We start from the raw sequence: 21341 nt of genomic DNA on the forward strand, positions 1-21341 counted from the left end.
ATAATGATTTTTGAAACAGTAGTATATAATGAAGTACAATTTCAATAAAATTGAAGCCAAGTGGCAAAAATATTGGGCAGAAAACGGCACTTTTAAAGCAGATAATTCAAGTGATAAACCAAAGTATTATGTACTTGATATGTTTCCTTACCCATCTGGAGCTGGACTACACGTAGGCCATCCATTAGGTTATATTGCAAGTGATATTTATGCGCGATATAAAAGACACAAAGGGTTTAATGTACTTCACCCTATGGGTTATGATAGTTTTGGATTGCCTGCAGAGCAATATGCGATTCAAACTGGACAACATCCTTCCATTACTACTCAAACCAATATAAATAGGTATCGCGAACAATTAGATAAAATAGGCTTTTCCTTTGACTGGAACAGGGAGGTACGAACTTCTAGTCCCGAGTATTATAAGTGGACCCAATGGATCTTCACAGAGTTATTTCATTCGTGGTATAATCTACAAACTGATAAGGCAGAAAAAATAGAGAATTTAATATCTAAATTTGAAACCTCTGGTACTGCTGATGTAAGTGCGGTTTGCGATGAAGGGGCTAGTTCCTTTAGCGCAGCGCAGTGGAACAGTTTTTCTAAGCAAGAGCAAGAAAAAATATTACTTCAATATAGATTAACTTATCTGGCAGAAACAGAAGTAAACTGGTGTGCTGCACTTGGAACTGTATTAGCCAATGATGAAATTGTAAATGGGGTTTCAGAGCGTGGAGGTCATCCTGTTGTACGTAAAAAAATGATGCAATGGAGTATGAGAATTTCGGCATACGCGGATCGATTGCTTCAAGATTTAGAGAAAATCGACTGGCCTGAACCATTAAAAGAAATTCAACGCAACTGGATTGGAAAATCCGTTGGTGCACAGGTTCGATTTAACGTATTATCAGAACAGACTCCATGTGATGACTTTATTGAGGTCTTTACTACTAGACCTGACACCATTTTTGGGGTATCTTTTATGACTTTAGCTCCAGAACATCCTTTAGTAGAAAAAATTACCACAGCATCTCAAAAACTGGCTGTGCAAAATTATGTGGAAGCAACTGCTAAGCGTAGCGAACGTGAGCGCATGGCTGATGTTAAAAATATTACGGGAGTGTTCACTGGCGCTTATGCAGAACATCCTTTTACCAAGAAACCAGTTCCGATTTGGATTGGTGATTATGTCCTGGCAGGATATGGTACTGGGGCTGTTATGGCAGTTCCCTGTGGTGATAGCCGTGATTATGAATTTGCGAAGCATTTTAATATTCCTATCCCTAATATTTTTGAAGGGATCGATATTAGCGAACAAGCTTATTCTAGCAAGGATAATTGTGTATTAGTCAATAGCGATTTCTTGGATGGACTTGATTATAAACAAGCAACAACTAAAGTAATTGCAGCTTTGGAGGAGTTAAACCAAGGCTATGGAAAGATTAATTTTAGACTTAGAGATGCTGTGTTCTCAAGGCAGCGATATTGGGGAGAACCTTTTCCTGTATATTATGTGAATGGACTTCCTAAGATGATAGACAAAGAACATTTACCTGTTCAGTTGCCAGAGGTTGAAAAGTACTTACCAACTAAAACTGGGGAACCACCTTTAGGAAACGCAAATACCTGGGCATGGGATACTGAAAAAAATAAAGTTGTAGGAAACGATAAAATTGATAATCGAACAGTTTTTCCTTTGGAGCTTAATACCATGCCAGGATGGGCGGGAAGCTCTTGGTATTTTAACCGTTACATGGACCCCCATAATACAGATGAATTTGCAAGTGAGGCTTCTTTAAACTACTGGAAAGATGTCGATTTATACATTGGGGGTAGTGAGCACGCAACAGGTCATTTACTATATGCGCGATTCTGGCAGAAGTTTTTATTTGACAGAGGAAAGGTGGCAGTGGATGAATTTGCTAAAAAGCTTATTAATCAAGGGATGATTCTTGGGACAAGCGCTTTTGTATATCGAATTGAAGGAGAAAACACTTTTGTATCTAAAAACTTGATTTCAGATAAATCGGTAACTCCAATACATGTAGATGTTTCATTTGTAAACACTTCAGGAGAATTGGATCTGGAGGCTTTTAAAAACTGGAGACCAGAATTCAAGGATGCTCAGTTCATCCTTGAGGATGGAAAATACTTCGTGGGAAGGGAAGTTGAGAAAATGTCAAAATCCAAATATAATGTGGTAAACCCAGATGATATTTGTGAAAATTATGGGGCTGATACACTTCGTATGTACGAAATGTTTTTGGGTCCACTTGAGCAAGCAAAACCATGGAATACAGCTGGAATAACTGGTGTCCATGGATTTTTGAAAAAACTATGGAAATTGTATTTCGATGATAATGGGCTTCGAGTAACTGACCAGCAGGCTAGATCTGAGAGTTTAAAGACCCTTCATAAAACAATTAGAAAAGTAGAAGAGGATATTGAGAATTTTTCATTTAACACGAGTGTATCTACATTAATGATTTGTGTCAATGAATTAAGTGCTCAAAAGTGCAGTAGTAAATCCATTTTGGAGCCATTGGCCATATTAATTTCACCTTATGCACCTCATATTGCAGAAGAACTTTGGGCTGGTCTTGGACACACCGAGTCGATTGCTACAGCTGAATTTCCTATCTTTAATCAGGCGCATTTAGTTGAAAGTACTAAAACATATCCAATTTCATTTAATGGAAAAATGAGGTTCACGTTGGATCTTCCAATTGATTTGAGCAAAGAAGAAATCGAAAAAATTGTAATGGATCACGAAAAAACCAAGACACAATTGGATGGTAGAACACCAAAGAAAATCATTATTGTGCCTGGTAAAATCGTTAATATTGTAGGTTAATCCCTGAATATTTCAAAGTTACCTATAAAATACTGACGGAACGTCATAGTGTTAAAACCTCGCTAATGTTGGCGAGGTTTTTGTATTTTTAGTTGTAGATTTACTTTTTAAAAAAGAAAGCAAAATGGGAATAGGTTATTGGATTATAATCGGAGGAATTGCACTAATGAGTATGTTAGTGAGCTCCAAGTTGAAAAACAAGTTTAAGTATTATTCGAAGGTTCACCTTAGGAATGGGATGAGTGGTGCAGAGATTGCTAGAAAGATGCTAGATGATAATGGGATTTTTGATGTTCAGGTCATCTCCACTCCAGGAATGTTGACAGATCACTACAATCCTGTAAAGAAGACAGTTAATTTAAGTGAAGGCGTTTACAACCAAAGAAACGCTGCTGCAGCTGCCGTTGCGGCGCACGAATGCGGGCATGCTGTTCAACACGCTCAAGGATACGAGTGGTTACAAATGCGCTCCAAATTGGTCCCAGTAGTTAGCGTAGCTTCTGGAATGTCAGTTTGGGTGATTTTCGGTGGGCTTGTATTGGGTGCTACTACGCAATTTGGTTTCACCATTGCCGTGATCGGTTTAATTATGTTTGCCTTTGGTACGCTGTTTAGTTTTATCACCTTACCTGTTGAATACGATGCAAGTAACAGAGCTTTAGCTTGGTTAAAAACTAAAAATATGGTAAGCCCAGAGGAATATAAAGGAGCCGAAGACTCCTTGAAATGGGCAGCAAGAACATATGTTGTAGCTGCTATTGGATCGCTGGCAACCCTGCTGTACTTCGCAATGCAAGTTTTTGGAGGAAGAGACTAAAGCTTACTCAACAAAAAATAAATCTGAGGCAATTCCATCGGTTAAAAATTTACCCTTTGGAGTTGCCTTTATGGTTTTAGACTCTTGGTCAATTTGAAGCAATCCACTTTCAATATATCGCTTTGATTGCTTAAGTAAATACCGATGATACTGCGCCCCGAATTTATTTTCAATCTTAAATAAAGAGACACCCCACATAGTTCGTAATCCAGTCATAATCGCTTCATTATAACGATCGATTGTGGAAAGAACTTCTTCCTCTGAGGGGACCGTATCGTTGTCCAGGGATTTTATATATAGTGTGTTGTTACTGATATTCCAACTTCTATTATTACCGTCGTAACTATGGGCTGAAGGCCCTATACCTAAATATTTTTTCCCAAGCCAATAGGCCGTATTGTTTTTGGAAAAATAACCAGGTTTTCCAAAATTCGATAACTCGTAATGAATATACCCCTGCGCTATTAACTGTTCTATAAGTATTTCAAAATGCGATGCAGCAAGAGCGTCATCTACATGGGGTAACTGTCCCGATCTTATTCTAGAAGCTAAGGCGGTTTTAGGCTCTATTGTTAAGGCGTAGCTCGATATATGAGGGATGTTAAAGTCAAGTACAGTTTGTATGTTTTTACGCCATCGATCTATAGTCATATATTGAACACCGTAGATTAAATCTATGGAGATATTCTCAAAATATTTGGTGGCTATTTTCAGGCAATGAAGGCTCTCTTCTGCACTATGTGCACGATTCATTAGCTTTAAATCTTGGTTGTTAAACGATTGTATTCCAAGGCTTAATCGGTTAATGCCGATATTTTTTAACGCTTTTATTTTCGGCTCATCAAGGTCATCTGGGTTGGCCTCTAGAGTGATTTCCGGTGTTGGATTAACAGCATAGCGCTTATAGACTTCATTTATTAAAAATTCAATTTGTTGTGCTGGTAAAAGACTAGGTGTTCCACCTCCAAAATAGATGGTGTCTATGGTATGATCAAAAGTATCGCGACGCAATAGGATTTCTTTTGCAAGAGCATCTACCAAGGCATCTTTTTTCTTAAGAGAAGTTGAAAAGTGAAAATCACAATAGGAGCATGCCTGTTTACAAAAAGGAATATGAATATAGATACCTGCCATAGGAAACAAAGGTAAGAGAAAAAATGCGTTTATTTTAATGTGAAATTACTTGTCAATACTTGGAATTAATCAAATCTGGTACAATTATAGATAAAGAAAATCAGTCGTAAAATAGCTGTTTAGAGGTGTATTAATTGACTTTTGAGAAGAAGGAGTTGAAAATTAGAACAAAAATTATTTATTTTGATTGATAACGATTTGAAATAGTGTATATTTGCACCCGCTTTAGCCAATGGGGTTGAAGTTTTAATAATTAATAACAGGGGTCGTGTACCTCACTAATTAATGGATTATGCCAGTAAAAATTAGATTACAAAGACGTGGTAAAAAAGGAAAACCTTTTTATTGGGTCGTAGCAGCGGACTCACGCGCAAAAAGAGATGGTAAATTTCTTGAGAAATTAGGAACTTACAATCCAAACAGCAACCCAGCTCAAATCACCTTAGATGTGGATGGTTCAGTTAGATGGCTTCAAAATGGAGCTCAGCCTACCAACACTGCAAAAAGAATCCTTTCATACAAAGGAGCTCTTTTGAAACATCATCTATTAGGAGGTGTAGCTAAGGGAGCTCTTACCGAAGAACAAGCAAACCAAAAGTTTGAAGCTTGGGTAGCGGAAAAAGAGCAAAAAGTTGAAGGTAAGATTGGCGATTTAGCAAAAGCTAGAGAAGAAGAGAAAGCAAAAGCTCTTGAGGCTGAAAAAGAAATCAACGAAAAACGTAAAGCTGCTGCTGCCGAGGCAGAGGCAGAAGCTACTGCAGAAGAGGCTCCAGCTGAGGAGGCTACAGATGAAATAGCTGAAACCCAGGCCGAGGCTCCAGCTGAGGAGGCTGCAGAAGGTGAAGAAAAAAATGCGGACGCTTAATTAATTTAAATGAGAAAAGAAGATTGCTTCTATCTCGGTAAAATAGTTAAAAAGTACGGCTTTAAAGGTGAATTGCTGGCCAAATTGGACACCGATGAACCTGAACTTTACAAAAATTTGGAATCAGTATTTATCGCCCTCGGTGATGATCTGGTTCCTTTTTTTATTGAAAAATCTTCGCTTCACAAATCGACACTTTTAAGAATGCGAATAGAAGATGTCGATGACGAAGCCGCAGCTGATGCGCTATTAAAGAGCGAGTTATACCTGCCCTTGGACATGTTACCTAAACTTTCTGGAAATCAGTTTTATTTTCATGAAATCATTGGTTTTACAATGGTCGATGTAGAATTTGGAGAAGTGGGAGAAATTACTGCTGTTAATGATTCTGCCGCTCAACCATTGTTTGAAGTCCAGAAAGGAGATAAACAAATCTTAATTCCAATAAGCGATGAATTTATCGTGCGTTTGGAACGCACTAAAAGGGAAATTGTAGTTCGAACACCAGAAGGGTTAATAGAACTGTATTTATAACCTTTACTTTTAAAACCTAGTTTTGTCTAAAATTCCTTTTCGATTCAAACAATTTGAAGTACATCAAGATCGATGTGCTATGAAAATTGGTACTGCTTCCGTGCTTCTGGGTGCGTGGACTAAAGTTTCATCCAATCCCTGTTCCATATTGGATGTAGGTGCAGGAACAGGGATTTTAGCACTAATGATGGGGCAACGAACATCCGCCCAAATCATCCATGCCATTGAAGTAGAACCTGATGCCTATGAGCAGTGTTTTGAAAATCTAGAAAATGCCCCTTTTAATGAAGGACGACTATTTTGTTTTCATGTAGATTTTAGAGAGTTTGTTGTGGAGATGGATCAGCAGTACGATTTAATTATTTCCAACCCTCCTTTTTTTAGTGAAACCACGGCCTCGCCAGATCCTAAAAGAGATCAAGCAAGAAGGGAAGTTTCCCTGCCTTATGAGGATTTATTACATGGTGTCTCTTTTCTTTTAACGCCCCAAGGATATTTTAATACCATTATTCCTTATAAGGAACATTTACGATTTATAGAATTAGCCGAAGAAGAGGGCCTTTATCCATCCCGATTGACCTATGTAAAAGGAACTCCAACGACAGAAGTAAAAATGGTATTAATGGAATTCTCCTTTTTTAAAATTTCTACCCTTAGTAATGAGTTAGTCATTGAACTCCAGCGACATGTTTATACACAGCAATACATTGACTTAACAAAAGATTTTTATCTTCAAATGTAGCATGGACACATAATGTTTTAGGATTTCTTTATTATCATAAATTCAAAATATTCTATTTTATTTTGTGATAGTAATGTTTTTTTGTAATATCGTAGCGGATATATTAAAAGTTGTCATTAAATTTTAGTGAGGTTGGCGGGTGCCACCATTTTTTTTCATAAATAACTAAATCGATTTAGTTGTTTTACCTAGCTTACTGAACTAATTTAATAAAACGTTTTAGTTCAAGTTTAATTTAATTACTAGCTACACTTATGAAAACAAATCTATTACGGAGTATTGTACTAGCCTTAGCCCTACTATGTTTCGGGTTTGCGCAAGCACAATCAACGGTGTCAGGAGTTGTTTCTGACCAAAATGCTCCTTTACCAGGAGCCAATGTGGTAGTCAAGGGGACTACCAATGGAACTCAAACCGATTTTGACGGTAATTACCAATTATCCAATGTGCCAGATGGAGCGACATTGGTTTTTAGTTATGTTAGTTTTGCTACCCAGGAAGTACAGTTTAATGGGCAATCAACTATAAATGTGACTTTAGAAGAGGATACCCAGTCCCTGGAAGAAGTAGTCGTGGTAGGTTATGGTACTCAAAAAAAGAAAGAAGTTACCACCGCAGTATCATCAGTCAAGGCTGAGGACTTTATTCAAGGAGGAGCTCGTTCTCCAATGGATCTTATCCAAGGTAAGGTGGCTGGTTTAAACATTACCAAAACTCAAGGGAACAACCCTAATTCGGATTCCTCTATTCAGCTTCGTGGTGTTTCTTCATTGTCTGGGGATATTGCCCCACTGATTGTAATTGATGGAATTCCTGGTGGAGATTTGGATCTATTACAACAAGATGATATTGCATCTATTGACGTACTGAAAGATGGATCTGCTGCTGCAATTTACGGTACTCGTGGGAACGCAGGGGTTATTCTTATTACAACCAAAAAAGGTAGAACTGGAAGGACGGTCACAGAATACAATACGTACATTCAGTCTGAGTTTGTAGATAACAAACCTGATTATCTATCCGCTTCAGAGTTTAGAGACTTAATTGCTCAAGGTGTGATATCAGAAGATCAAGATTTTGGACATTCTACAGACTTGTATGATGAACTTTTGAATAAATCCAACCTGAGTCAATACCACAATCTTTCCATGTCAGGAGGAAGTGAATCTACAACCTTTAGAGCTTCCTTATTCTTTAATGACGCTCAGGGGCTACCAAAACAAAATTCACGTGAGCAATTTGGGGGGCGTTTTAGTATTAATCACAAAGCATTGGATGACAAATTGACTATCCAATCGAATTTAGCTGCCAATTTTATAAATGCGAATTTACTAGGTGGTGGAACTGGTGATTTTGAGCAAGCGATTCAACGAAATCCAACTGCCCCAATATATAATGAAGACGGGACTTTTTATGAAACAGAAGCATATAATAACTACAATCCTCTTCATAGACTAGCTGATCGAATTTATGAAAGACAAGAAGAGGTTATCTCTGGAGATATTCGATTGAGCTTAGAGGTGGCTAAAGGACTAAATGCTAGTGTTTTTGGATCTTACGTTCGTACCAATTATAACGATAGAATTTTCCGCTCTAAGAATGACTGGGATCAAAGAGAGTCTACGCAATACCAAGGTACTGCATATGCTAAGAAATTAAACCATTTGGATTGGAGTAAGACTTTAGAAACTACTTTAGATTATCAAACAACATTGGGAGAATTGCATAATGTTGGAGTTATTTTAGGATATAGTTATCAATATAGTACAGCAGAGGAGTTCAGTGCAGATAATTCAGGGTTCACTACTGACGGCTTTTTAGATTGGAATTTAGGTGCTGGAACAGGAATTACGGATACAAGTTTACCGAGACCAGATTTGTACAGTTTTAAAGATGATAATACGCTAGTAGGGTTCTTCGGAAGGATTAATTACGGATTTGCCGATAAATATTTTGCACAATTTGTGTTGCGAAGAGAGGGTTCTTCTCGTTTTGGAGATAACCATAAATGGGGAAACTTTCCAGCTGCTTCAGTTGGATGGGCAATCAGTGAAGAGAATTTTTTACAAGATGTTGAGGCTATTAGTCTTTTAAAATTAAGAGCAGGTTATGGTGTTACTGGTAACCAAGGGATTCCAAATTATCAGTCATTAACTACTCTTAGTGAAGGTGGAGTTTATCCGCAAAATGGAGTGTATTACCAGACCTATGGTGCTGCTAGGAACGCAAACCCGAATCTTAAATGGGAGGAAAAACATGAAATCAATATCGGGGTGGATTTCGGTTTATTACAAAATAGACTCTCTGGTTCAGTGGATGTTTATCAGCGCAAGACAAAAGACTTATTATACAACTATTCTGCTCAACAACCTGGATTTGTCAGAAGTTCAATCTTTACAAATGTTGGAGAGTTAGAGAATAAGGGTATTGAGGTGGTGCTTTCGGCAATCCCTGTGAGTTCTGAAAATTTTCAGTGGAATGTTGACTTTACTGGTAGTTACCAAAGCAATGAGCTATCCAAACTTTCCGATGAAAACTTCCAAGCCAACTGGTTAGAATTTGGAGGATTACCTTCTCCAGGTAACTTAGGAAATGCCATTCGTCTAGAAGAAGGTGGTTCAGTAGGTAATTTTTATGGTAAACGATTTGCAGGATTTACCGATGAAGGGAAATGGTTGTTCTATAAAGCTGATGGATCTACAGCTTCCGCAAGTGAAATGAATGAAAATGACCTTACTGTAATTGGGAATGGGGTGCCTAAATATAACGCGTCTCTTGGAAACCGTTTTACATATAAGAATTTTGACCTATCGATATTCTTTAGAGGGAAATTTGCTTTTGATATTCTAAATACGAAGGACCTGTACTTTGGGAATAAAAAATGGCTACCAAATAACCTTTTGAAGAGTGCTGTGACCAAGCACAATCAGTTAAACGATGATCCACAGTATTCAGACTATTATATAGAGAGTGGAGATTTTGTAAAATTAGACAACGTTACCCTAGGATATAACGTTCCGTTGGAATCTAAATATTTAGAAAGTATGCGTATCTACGTGACAGGAAAAAATTTAGCCACTTTCACAGGTTATAGCGGAATTGACCCAGAGCTTCAAGATACCGGATTTACCACCGGTATTGATGGTAGAGATTTCTACCCAAGAACTAAGACTTGGACCCTTGGTTTTAATTTCAGATTCTAAGCTAACAACAAAATTTTAAAACGATGAAAAAACATTTATTTAGCATCCAAAGTTTGGTGATTGCTGGCTTACTTCTTTTCACTGGAGCCTGTACAGACTTGGATGAATCCGTATACAGTGACCTACAGAAGGACAACTTCTTTAATGATAAAACAGAAGTTTTGCAAGCGGCTTTAAGGCCATTTACTCATATGCAAGCTTGGTTAGCGCCAACTGGGTCAAGTGGATATTACTATCATAGCGCATTATCTGCAGATCAAGTGGCTTGGCCTCAAAAAGGACGTCATGGATATGATGGTGGGGATCACTTCAGACAACATTACCATACTTGGACAAGTAATGAAAGCCGGATGCGAAGTGCGTGGGATTTAATGTGGACAGGAGTTGGTTACGTTAACGGCGCTATTGAAGATATTTCTTCCTTGGAGAATCCTGAAGAAATTGGAATGAGCCAAGCGGAGATTAATTCCATTTTGGCGGAACTTTACGTACTTAGAGCTTTTCACTATATGAAACTAATGGACCTGTGGGGTAATATTCCAATTGTTACTGAGAATGCAAAAAGTACTCCATTAAATCCTGAGACAAAACCTAGAACCGAGGTTTTTGCTTTTATTCAATCAGAACTGGAGAAGTACGTACCCCAGTTGCCTAAATATTCTGAAGAATTGATCGGCCGTACTACCCAAACGGCGGGCTATGCCATGCTTGCAGAACTTTATTTAAATGCTGAGGAATGGACCGGTACCGCTATGTGGGATGAGTGTATTGCAGCATGTGACATGATTATTAGTGGCCAAGCTGGTGGATTAAATGGTGCTCCTCAGTTAGCTGATGATTTACTTGAGACTTTTTCCAACACCAATCAAACAGCATCCGAAAATTTATATCAGATTGCCTACAGTCGTAAAGGTGGATTTACCTTTAATTGGAGTGGTTTCTATATGGGCTATGGCAATATCTCTAGAGTTTTAAATGTCGGTTATTCAGGTTGGAATGCTTTCGTTGTAATTCCTTCGGCTTTTGATGCATATCAAGATAATGACCTTAGAAAAGAGGAATGGTTCTTATTTGGACCTCAATATGAGTACGGAACGGATATTCCTATTTTAGGAACAGAAGAATATAATGATGAGCCACTAATTTATGTCAATAGTATCCGACGTGAAAGTGAAGGTGATCTTACCTCGGAAGGTAGTATGGCAGAAGGTGAAGAAAATAGTGGTGCACGATTCGATAAGTATAAATCAGGTACTATTGATGATGAAAATTACTGGGAAAACCATTATGTTATTTATCGTCTAACGGAAATTTATTTTAATAAAGCAGAAGCTATTATGCGTAAAAACGGCGGTGTTGCCAATCAAGAAGCAGTCGATCTGATCAATGCGACAAAAGAGCGCGCATTTTCAGAGGCTGATTGGCCAAGTGTAATGTATACTACCGCAACACTGACAATGGATGAACTTTTAGCCGAACGAGGAAGAGAGTTTATTTTTGAAGGAAAACGCCGTACTGATTTGATCCGTTTTGGTGAATTTACCACAGGGACATGGTGGGATAAAGAAGCAGATGGTGATCCTAACAAAAAATTATATCCAATTCCAGCCAACCAAATAGCCAATAACCCTGGTTTAAAACAGAATCCGGGATATTAGATTGTTCTTTTTTTAGAAGTTAGTTTGATGATCCTCCCACTTGAATAATACCAGGTGGGAGAATCTTTTTAATTTAACTTTTGTTTGTAATGAAATCCTTATTTTTAACGCCTTGGTTAATAATCAGGATTCAACTAAAACCTTTTACCAAAATTTAATTTTCATGAAAACAATCACGTTTACATTTTTATTCTTGGCTTGTTGTACCCTTGGAGCGCAACATAAAATCATAGAATCTATTGAAGATCCAGTGGATTATGTTAATCCGTTGATTGGAACTGATTCAAAGCCTAGTTTATCTAATGGAAATGTCTATCCTGCCATTGCCTTGCCTTGGGGGATGAACTTTTGGACCCCCCAAACAGGAACCATGGGTCATGGTTGGGCCTATGAGTATGACGCGGATAAATTAAGAGGGTTTAAACAAACCCATCAACCTTCTCCTTGGATGAATGATTATGGCCAATTCGCCATAATGCCAACTACTGGGAAATTAGTCTTTAATGAAGATGATAGGGCAAGTTGGTTTTCGCATAAATCAGAGATTGTCAAACCTTATTACTACAGTGTATATCTAGCGGATCACAATGTGACCACAGAGTTTACACCCACTGAAAGAGCAGCCTTTTTTCGTTTTCATTTTCCAGCCTCTGACAGTGCTCATGTTGTCATTGATGCCCTGGATAATGGATCCTACATTAAAGTAATTCCTGAACAACGCAAGATCATAGGGTATACCACCAAAAACAGTGGCGGGGTTCCTGATAATTTTAAAAATTATTTTGTCCTTGTTTTCGATAAGGATTTTGAGCAAATACACACCTTTAGTGGGGATCAACTTCAAGAGAACTTAGAAGCAGAGGCTGATCATGTTGGTGCTGTGGTTGGATTTAAGACACAAAAGGGAGAAATTGTTAAGGCCAGAGTGGCTTCTTCGTTTATTAACTTCGAGCAGGCCGAACGCAATCTTAAGGAAATCGGGAATAAAGATTTTGAAACTATTAAGTCGGAAGGACGCGCAATATGGAATAAAGAACTCAGTAGGATTACCGTTGGTGGTGGTACCATTGATCAGTTTAGGACATTCTATTCTGCATTGTACCGTAGTTTGTTATTTCCTAGAAAATTCTATGAGTATGATAAAAATGGTGATGTGGTTCATTATAGTCCATATAATGGAGAAGTCTTGCCTGGCTACATGTTTACCGATACTGGTTTTTGGGATACCTTTCGCTCCCTGTTCCCTTTTTTAAATCTAATGTATCCTGAACTCAATGTAAAAATGCAGAAGGGCTTAGTAAATGCTTATAAAGAAAGTGGATGGCTTCCAGAATGGGCAAGTCCTGGTCTGAGAAATATTATGGTTGGTAACAACTCTGCATCAGTTGTTGCAGACGCTTATCTGAAGAATCCTGATGCTAAATATGATATTGAGACCCTTTACGTAGCTGTTCTAAATGGGGCTAATAACCAAGGTCCACTTACTGCAGTTGGGCGTGCTGGAGCAGAATATTATAAGGAGTTGGGATATGTTCCATATGATGTTGGCATTAATGAAAATGCAGCTCGCACCCTTGAATACGCTTACGATGATTTTGCTATATATCAATTGGCAAAAGCCCTTGACCGACCCAAAAAAGAAATTGAACGCTATAAGAAACGGAGTTTGAATTATAAAAAATTGTTTGATCCACAAACCAAGCTTATGCGCGGTAAAAACAAAAATGGTGAGTTTATGGCTCCCTTTAATCCGTTTAAATGGGGGGACGCTTTCACCGAAGGCAATAGCTGGCATTATACATGGTCCGTATTCCATGACATTGCAGGTCTTATCGATCTAATGGGTGGAAGAGAGGATTTTGTAGCTCAGTTGGATAAGGTGTTTGAACTACCTCCTGTATTTGACGATAGCTATTATGGTGGAGTGATTCATGAGATCCGTGAAATGCAAATTGCAGATATGGGCCAGTACGCCCACGGGAATCAGCCTATTCAGCATATGATTTATCTCTATAATTATGCATCTGAGCCGTGGAAAGCACAATATTGGGTGCGTGAGACCATGGATCGTATGTATTTGCCTACCCCTGATGGTTATTGTGGAGATGAGGATAATGGACAGACATCGGCATGGTATGTGTTTTCTGCTATGGGATTCTATCCTGTTTGTCCCGCTACGGATGAATATGTAATAGGAACTCCTTTATTTCAGAAAATGACTTTAAGTCTACAAAATGGTAATAAGATTACTATTGAGGCTCCAGAGAATAGCCACGAAAACAGGTATATTCAAAAGGTATTTTTGAATGGAGAACCCTACTCTAAAAACTTTTTTAGCCATAAAGAGCTCATGGAGGGTGCTGAAATTAAATTTGAAATGGGAAGTTCTCCAAATAAAACTAGGGGGATCAAAAAAGATGATGTACCTTATTCCTTATCAACTAATTAGCATTATTATAACGATACCTTAATTTGATGGATCTACTATTTTTAAGCAGTAAAAAAAGCGTTTTAACGATAGGTTTAATAGTGGCTTACGGCCTGTTCACTTCTTGTGAAAACCAACATAAAGAGCAGGAACCTAGTCAAACCACACCTGCGTTAGAGGAACTCGATTTAATCCAATTTGTGGATCCTATGATTGGAACTGCGAAAATGGGTCATACCTACCCTGGTGCTACTGCCCCTTTTGGAAGCATTCAATTAAGCCCTGATACAGATACCATACCTTATGCAGTAGAAGGACAATACAACCCAGATGTCTATAAATACTGTGCAGGATATCAGTATGATGATCCTACGATTGTGGGGTTCTCTCATACGCACTTTAGCGGTACTGGCCACGCAGATTTGGGTGACTTTTTACTGATGCCTACCGTTGGAAAGTTGCAACTAAACCCAGGAACAGCGTCCGATTCTAGCAGTGGGTATCGTTCGGCTTTTTCGCATGATAATGAAGAGGCTCAAGCGGGGTATTACAGTGTATTGTTAGAAGATTATAATATTAAAGCAGAGCTAACAGCGACCACCAGAGTGGGAATGCATCAGTACACATTCCCAGAAAGTGACCAGGCTCGTATCATTTTTGATCTTACCTCTGGAATTTATAACTATGAAGGCAAAAATATATGGACTTTTTTACGGGTTGAAAATGACACCTTGGTGACGGGTTATCGTCAGACCAACGGCTGGGCTCGAACACGTAAAGTATTTTTTGCGATGACCTTTAGCAAACCCATCGAGAGTTACGGTAGAAATAAACTTCCCGCACAAGTTTATAGAGGGTTCTGGCGGAAATTTGATCAAACTGAAAATTTTCCCGAACTCGCAGGGGAAAATTTAAAGGTTTTTTTTAATTTTAAAACCATTGATAATGAGAGGGTTAAAATTAAGTTTTCCATATCACCAGTAAGTACTCAAGGTGCGATCAACAACATTCAAGAGGAGGTTCCCCATTGGGATTTTGAAAAGGTGAAGTCACAGACGCAAGAACAATGGAATTCTGAACTTAATAGAATTCAAATCAAACCTTTAGATCAAGATGAAATGATCAATTTTTATACAGCGATGTACCATGCCTTTTTAGGGCCCACAGTGTATATGGATGTTGATGGAAAATACCGCGGTTTGGATAGGAATATTTACCAGGCAGAAGATTTTGTAAACTATACTAGTTTTTCACTCTGGGATACTTATAGAGCGTTACATCCCTTGTTTAACGTTATCCAGCCTAGGCGTAATGCTGATATGATTACCTCCATGTTGGAACATCAAAAGCAAAGTGTTCATGGAATGCTTCCGATTTGGTCTCATTACGCCAATGAAAATTGGTGTATGATTGGGTACCATAGTGTATCGGTAATTGCTGACGCTATAGTTAAGGGAAATACTGGTTTTGACCTAGATGCTGCACTTTTGGCTAGTGTGGAAACAGCTAAGGTTCCATATTATGACGGCTTAGATTATTATATGGATTTAGGATATGTGCCAGAGGATAAAAATGGAGCATCTGTATCCAAAACGCTGGAGTACGCCTATGATGACTGGGCAATTGCCCAGGCTGCCAATGCTCTTGGAAATACTTCTGTTTATGAAGAATTTGCCCAAAGATCTGAAAATTATAAAAATGTATTTGATACTATCTCAGGTTTTATGAGACCTAAATTATCTGATGGCAGTTTTAAAAAGGAATTTGACCCAATGGATACTCATGGACAAGGATTTATAGAAGGGAATTCATGGAACTATAGTCTGTATGTTCCCCATCAACCTGATACGATGATTGCAATGATGGGTGGTAAAGATGCTTTTGTGAATCGTTTAGATTCTTTATTTACAATGGAACTCCCAGATAAGTATTTTGCCAACACTGAGGATATCTCAAGAGAAGGTATAATTGGAAATTATGTTCATGGAAATGAACCTTCTCATCATGTAGTTTACTTGTATAACTGGACCAATGCTCCATGGAAATCTCAAGACAAAATTCGCATGATATTAAAAGCGATGTATAAACCTACCGAAGACGGATTGGGAGGAAATGACGACTTTGGCCAGATGAGCGCCTGGTATATTTTTAGCGCTCTTGGATTTTATCCCGTAGCACCAGGCTCACCACAATATGCTTTGGGAAGTCCTGCAGTGCGTAATGCTAAGATACAACTGGAGAGCGGAAAGGTTTTTGAGGTGGTGGTAGAAAAACAGTCAGCTGAAAATGTGTACATAGACAAAGTATACCTCAATGGGGAACCATTACATACCCCATTTATATATCACACTGATATAGTAAATGGTGGTCGCTTGGAATTTTTTATGACCAACCAACCAAATAAAGGATGGTATAAAAGTCATTGAACAAAATATAATTATTAATTAAACTCAAAATTAAATGTCTTTTCAAATTAAAGAAACAGCCAAAGTGTACGATGTCCTAATAGTGGGTTCAGGTGCTGGAGGCGGGATGGCTACCAAGGTGTTATCCGAGGCAGGTTTTAAAATTGCCCTATTAGAAGCTGGACCTAATTTTGATCCAGCGAATTCTGAACAACAGACCCAGTTCAAGTGGTCTTATGAATCTCCCCGTAGAGGTGCTGGGACGACTCGTCCATTTGGTGATTTTGATATGGCTTATGGAGGTTGGGAAATCGATGGTGAGCCATATACACATAAAAATGGTACGAAGTTCGATTGGTTTCGTTCTAGAATGTTAGGAGGAAGAACAAATCACTGGGGTAGAATTTCCCTGCGATTTGGACCACTTGATTACAAACGTAAAGATTATGACGGAAAAGGAGATAACTGGCCAATTGGTTATGACGATGTCAAACCTTATTATGACAAGGTAGATAAATTGGTGGGTGTATTTGGAACTAAGGAGAATATTCCGAATGAGCCAGATGGGTATTTCCTTCCACCACCAAAACCGCGACTACACGAATTATACTTACAGAAAGCTGGAAAACAAATGGGACTTCCAGTGATTCCATCACGACTTTCTATTTTGACCAAAAGAGTAGACAATCGAAGGGGAGCCTGTTTTTATTGTAGCCAGTGTTCGCGCTCCTGTAGTATCTATGCTGACTTTTCGTCTTCTTCAGTGTTGGTAAAACCCGCCCTTGAGTACGATAACGTGGATTTATATGTCAACGCTATGGTACGCGAGGTGCTTACGGACGATTCTGGCAAGGCCACTGGAGTTTCCTATATCAACAAAGTGGATATGCAGGAATACACCGTAAAGGCGAAAGTGGTTATACTTGCTGCTAGTGCCTGTGGATCTGCGCGAATTTTATTAAATTCTAAATCGGATCGCTTTCCAAATGGATTAGCCAATTCAAGTGGCGTGGTTGGCCGTTATTTACATGACTCCACCGGGGCATCCCGATCGGCTATTATTCCTGAGCTTATGGATCGTAAACGTTACAATGAAGACGGTGTCGGTGGAATGCACATGTATGTTCCTTGGTGGCTTAATGATAAAAAGAATCTTGGATTTACCAGAGGATATCATATTGAATTCTGGGGTGGGATGGGCATGCCTTCCTATGGAGTAGGTATGGGAATCCAACATCTCAATGGTCGTTTTCAACGAAAAGGAGAGAATAAAAAAGCAGGCGGATACGGAGTGAGCCTTAAAGAGGATGTTTATAAATACTACGGAGCTATGGTTGGAATGGCCGGCCGTGGAGAGAGTATTCCACAGTATGATAATTATTGTGAAATCGATACTGATGTTGTTGATAAATACGGTATCCCTGTATTGCGATTTAATTATAACTGGACGGATGAGGAGCGCAAACAGGCCAAGCATATGCAAGATACCTTTGAGGAGTTATTCCACAATATGGGTGCTATAACTCTAGGTGATAAACCAGGTGCTGAGAGTGATTATGGCTTAGAAGCTCCTGGAAGAATTATACACGAAGTTGGGACAACCCGAATGGGAAATGATCCCAAAACTTCCGTGCTCAATAAGTATAGCCAAGCTCATGATGTCCCTAACTTATTTGTGGTTGACGGAGGTGCTTTCGTATCTCAAGCTGATAAAAATCCAACATGGACGATCCTTGCCCTTGCTTGGAGAGCGTCAGATTACTTGACTCAGGAAATGAAAAAAATGAATATCTAAATTAAAAGTTATGGATAGAAGAAAAAGTTTAAAAGCCATGGTTGCTGGAACCGTAACTTCTGGTTTTATGTTCACGGCTTGTCTAACAGATTCCGAAGAGAAAGCACCACAGGGTGTACCAGAGGCAACAAAATCAGATGACAATTACGATACGACAAGGACCATTGACGAGTTAAAAAGAGAAGAGGCGCTCAGAGAAAAAGAATACTTTACAGCGCACGAGCTTGAGACCTTGACTGTTCTTGCTGATATCATTATTCCTGCAGAGGGCCAATATCACGCTGCTAGTGAGGTGGGAGTAATTGACTTTATCGCTTATATTGTTTTGGATATGCCACATCATCAACTTCCACTTCGTGGTGGTATTATGTGGATAGATAATCAAAGCAATAAACGTTTCAACAAATTATTCAAAGATGCAACTAAGGAGCAACAGATCCAGATTGTAGATGATATTGCCTATCCTGAAGAGGTCAAACCAGAATATATACAAGGAGAGCGTTTCTTCTCACGTTTACGTGATTTAGTAGCTACTGGATATTTTACCTCTAAGGAGGGAATTGCTTATTTGGGATATGTTGGAAATCAACCCAATGTTTGGGATGGCGTGCCCGAGGAGGTTTTGGCGCAATACAATATGAAATATGATGCGCGAACCTTAGAGGTTAGTATTAAACCTGAAGAACGCAATGAAATTGCTAACTGGGATAATTATAAGGTTTAAATAAGTTGGTTTTTATTGATTATCTATCTAGCTGCCTCCTTTTATAAAATTAAATGGGGGCAGTTTTTTAATGACTTTTAGGGAGCTCATGTGAGGTATTTAGATTTTCAAAAAGACTCTTTTACTTACATGACGGTAAACATCGTCTAGATCTCTTTGCTGATAATCATTAATGGTAATTAACTCGTTTTTAGCAATGCTAAAATCAAGGGTAACACTATTGCTTCCCTCCGAAATGGAGCCATAAACTAAGATGATTTGATTTCCTTTGATGGTGTAGGTTCCCGTTCTAGAAGATTTTTCGATCATATCTTGGCCAATGTTCTTGAATTTCTCCACTTGAATAAAGCGATTATTCTTTTTAAAAACCATTTCAAAATAGGAGTCATTATTGTACATTAAAATATCTTCATTACTCAGTTTACCGTTCTCATAGAGCTTCTCTTCATAAGATATGGCTTCCCATCTTCCAAGGATTTGACTGACATCGTCGTAGTAACTCATCTCGATATTTAAAGAGGATGCAATCTTTGATAAGAGGGCGGTAAATTTATTCATTGCTTTGATATGTATGCGGGATATGTACAATCTTACTAAAAAAAAATAAACTAAAAAATTAAAATTTAATTCAATTTAAAATTTAATACTTATTTTAGAAAGTAGTACCATATCTTTAATGTGTTCCAGCAAATTATTCAAAATAATCAAAAGCATAAAATATAACATTTTGTTTTTGAAATGTTATATTTTTATATTTACACTCATTAATTAGCAAATCAAATTCATCGCTATGAAGCCAGACCTTTTTCAAGCCCCAGATTATTATAATATGGATGATCTTTTATCAGAGGAGCATAAATTAATACGCCATGCAACGCGAAGCTGGGTAAAGAAGGAGGTTTCACCAATAATTGAGCAATATACCCAAAAGGCAGAATTCCCAAAACAGCTAATACCTGGATTGGCCGAGTTGGGTGCATTCGGTCCTTATATCCCACAAGAATATGGAGGAGCTGGACTGGATCAAATTAGCTACGGTTTAATTATGCAAGAAATTGAACGTGGGGATAGTGGTATTCGATCTACTGCTTCTGTACAGTCTTCTCTTGTGATGTTTCCTATTTGGAAATACGGTAGTGAGCAGCAACGAAAGAAGTTCTTACCCAAGCTGGCAAGTGGTGAATTGATTGGGTGTTTCGGACTGACAGAACCCAACCACGGGTCTAATCCAGGTGGGATGGAAACCAAATTTACCGATGCTGGCGATCACTATATTTTAAATGGTTCGAAATTATGGATTTCTAATGCACCATTTGCGGATCTTGCAGTGGTATGGGCTAAGGATGAGAACGGCAGAATACACGGTTTACTGATAGAACGTTCAATGGAAGGGTTTTCTACTCCAGAAACACATAATAAATGGTCTTTGAGAGCTTCGGCAACTGGCGAATTGATTTTTGATAATGTAAAAGTACCCAAGGAGAATTTATTGCCAGGAAAGAATGGTTTGGGAGCACCCTTAGGGTGTTTGGATTCTGCACGTTATGGAATCGCCTGGGGGGCTATTGGAGCAGCAATGGATTGCTACGATACGGCTCTTAGGTATGCTAAGGAGCGAATCCAGTTCGGAAAACCTATTGCGGCCACTCAGCTGCAGCAAAAAAAATTGGCTGAGATGATCACAGAAATCACCAAAGCGCAACTACTTACACTTCGACTTGGACAATTAAAGAATGAGGATCGCGCTAGTTCTTCTCAAATCTCCATGGCCAAACGAAACAATGTCCAAATGGCGCTAAATATTGCACGTGAAGCACGTCAAGTTCTAGGAGCGATGGGAATTACTGGCGAATATAGTATTATGAGACATATGATGAACTTAGAAAGTGTAATCACCTATGAGGGTACCCACGATATTCATTTATTAATTACTGGTGCGGATATTACAGGAGAACAGGCCTTTAAGTAGTTCAAAATCTTAATAAATTTAACGATTGCGATAGGATTTTATTTCCAGTCGTTAAATATATTAACCCTTTCTAAATTTAACGTATAATTCTATCGATTCCGTTCATCTAGTTTTGTAATTATTGTACTTTTGTATAAATATTGTCTAAAAAAGACATTGAACAAATATCATGGATAAGTATTCCTTTTTAAATGCGGCAAATACCGCTTTTTT

At 38.4% G+C, this 21341-nt stretch carries 14 protein-coding genes; 12 read left to right on the forward strand and 2 right to left on the reverse strand.

Annotation, left to right across the window (positions count from 1 at the left end; translation table 11 throughout):
• Window positions 1-28: 28 nt before the first annotated feature.
• Together leuS and VKY50_RS12630 are read left to right on the forward strand one after the other, a co-directional pair.
• On the forward strand, window positions 29-2854 hold the full coding sequence (gene leuS / locus VKY50_RS12625; protein WP_324302171.1) for a leucine--tRNA ligase: 2826 nt from the start codon (window positions 29-31) through the stop codon (window positions 2852-2854).
• Window positions 2855-2978: 124 nt separating this feature from the next.
• On the forward strand, window positions 2979-3671 hold the full coding sequence (locus VKY50_RS12630; RefSeq protein ID WP_324302172.1) for a zinc metallopeptidase: 693 nt from the start codon (window positions 2979-2981) through the stop codon (window positions 3669-3671).
• A 3-nt stretch (window positions 3672-3674) separates the two neighbouring features.
• On the opposite strand, the gene hemW is transcribed toward VKY50_RS12630, so the two are convergent.
• Window positions 3675-4805, reverse strand: coding sequence for a radical SAM family heme chaperone HemW (gene hemW / locus VKY50_RS12635; protein WP_324302173.1), 1131 nt, complete (start codon window positions 4803-4805; stop codon window positions 3675-3677).
• Between the two features lie 292 nt (window positions 4806-5097).
• Here hemW and VKY50_RS12640 point away from each other — a divergent pair, with 292 nt between their 5' ends.
• The 9 genes from VKY50_RS12640 to VKY50_RS12680 all read left to right on the forward strand — a co-directional run bounded on the left by VKY50_RS12640 (window position 5098) and on the right by VKY50_RS12680 (window position 19159).
• Window positions 5098-5670, forward strand: a complete 573-nt coding sequence (locus VKY50_RS12640; RefSeq protein ID WP_324302174.1) for a 30S ribosomal protein S16 — start codon at window positions 5098-5100, stop codon at window positions 5668-5670.
• 9 nt (window positions 5671-5679) lie between these two features.
• Complete coding sequence (gene rimM, locus VKY50_RS12645) at window positions 5680-6204, forward strand: ribosome maturation factor RimM (RefSeq protein ID WP_324302175.1); 525 nt, start codon at window positions 5680-5682, stop codon at window positions 6202-6204.
• A 22-nt stretch (window positions 6205-6226) separates the two neighbouring features.
• The gene (locus VKY50_RS12650) at window positions 6227-6946 is read left to right on the forward strand and encodes a tRNA1(Val) (adenine(37)-N6)-methyltransferase (RefSeq protein WP_324302176.1); all 720 of its coding nucleotides are present in this window, start codon (window positions 6227-6229) and stop codon (window positions 6944-6946) included.
• A gap of 254 nt (window positions 6947-7200) precedes the next feature.
• Window positions 7201-10149, forward strand: coding sequence for a SusC/RagA family TonB-linked outer membrane protein (locus VKY50_RS12655; RefSeq protein ID WP_324302177.1), 2949 nt, complete (start codon window positions 7201-7203; stop codon window positions 10147-10149).
• A 23-nt stretch (window positions 10150-10172) separates the two neighbouring features.
• Entirely contained in the window at window positions 10173-11807 is a 1635-nt protein-coding gene (locus VKY50_RS12660) for a RagB/SusD family nutrient uptake outer membrane protein (RefSeq protein WP_324302178.1), read from the forward strand.
• 163 nt (window positions 11808-11970) lie between these two features.
• Entirely contained in the window at window positions 11971-14256 is a 2286-nt protein-coding gene (locus VKY50_RS12665) for a GH92 family glycosyl hydrolase (protein WP_324302179.1), read from the forward strand.
• 26 nt (window positions 14257-14282) lie between these two features.
• Complete coding sequence (locus tag VKY50_RS12670) at window positions 14283-16661, forward strand: GH92 family glycosyl hydrolase (protein ID WP_324302180.1); 2379 nt, start codon at window positions 14283-14285, stop codon at window positions 16659-16661.
• Between the two features lie 34 nt (window positions 16662-16695).
• Complete coding sequence (locus tag VKY50_RS12675) at window positions 16696-18435, forward strand: GMC family oxidoreductase (protein WP_324302181.1); 1740 nt, start codon at window positions 16696-16698, stop codon at window positions 18433-18435.
• A 10-nt stretch (window positions 18436-18445) separates the two neighbouring features.
• Window positions 18446-19159 (forward strand): gluconate 2-dehydrogenase subunit 3 family protein, encoded by a 714-nt coding sequence (locus VKY50_RS12680; RefSeq protein ID WP_324302182.1) that lies wholly within the window; start codon window positions 18446-18448, stop codon window positions 19157-19159.
• A gap of 99 nt (window positions 19160-19258) precedes the next feature.
• Here the strand turns inward: VKY50_RS12680 and VKY50_RS12685 are convergent, their stop codons facing one another.
• Window positions 19259-19717, reverse strand: a complete 459-nt coding sequence (locus VKY50_RS12685) for a lipocalin family protein (RefSeq protein WP_324302183.1) — start codon at window positions 19715-19717, stop codon at window positions 19259-19261.
• 232 nt (window positions 19718-19949) lie between these two features.
• Between VKY50_RS12685 and VKY50_RS12690 the strand changes: the two genes are divergently transcribed.
• Window positions 19950-21128: an acyl-CoA dehydrogenase family protein gene (locus VKY50_RS12690; protein ID WP_324302184.1), complete on the forward strand. Its 1179-nt coding sequence runs from the start codon at window positions 19950-19952 to the stop codon at window positions 21126-21128.
• Window positions 21129-21341 lie beyond the last annotated feature (213 nt).

It is taken from the genome of Galbibacter sp. (genome assembly GCF_035306585.1).
In the GTDB taxonomy this organism is placed as follows: Bacteria; Bacteroidota; Bacteroidia; order Flavobacteriales; family Flavobacteriaceae; genus Galbibacter.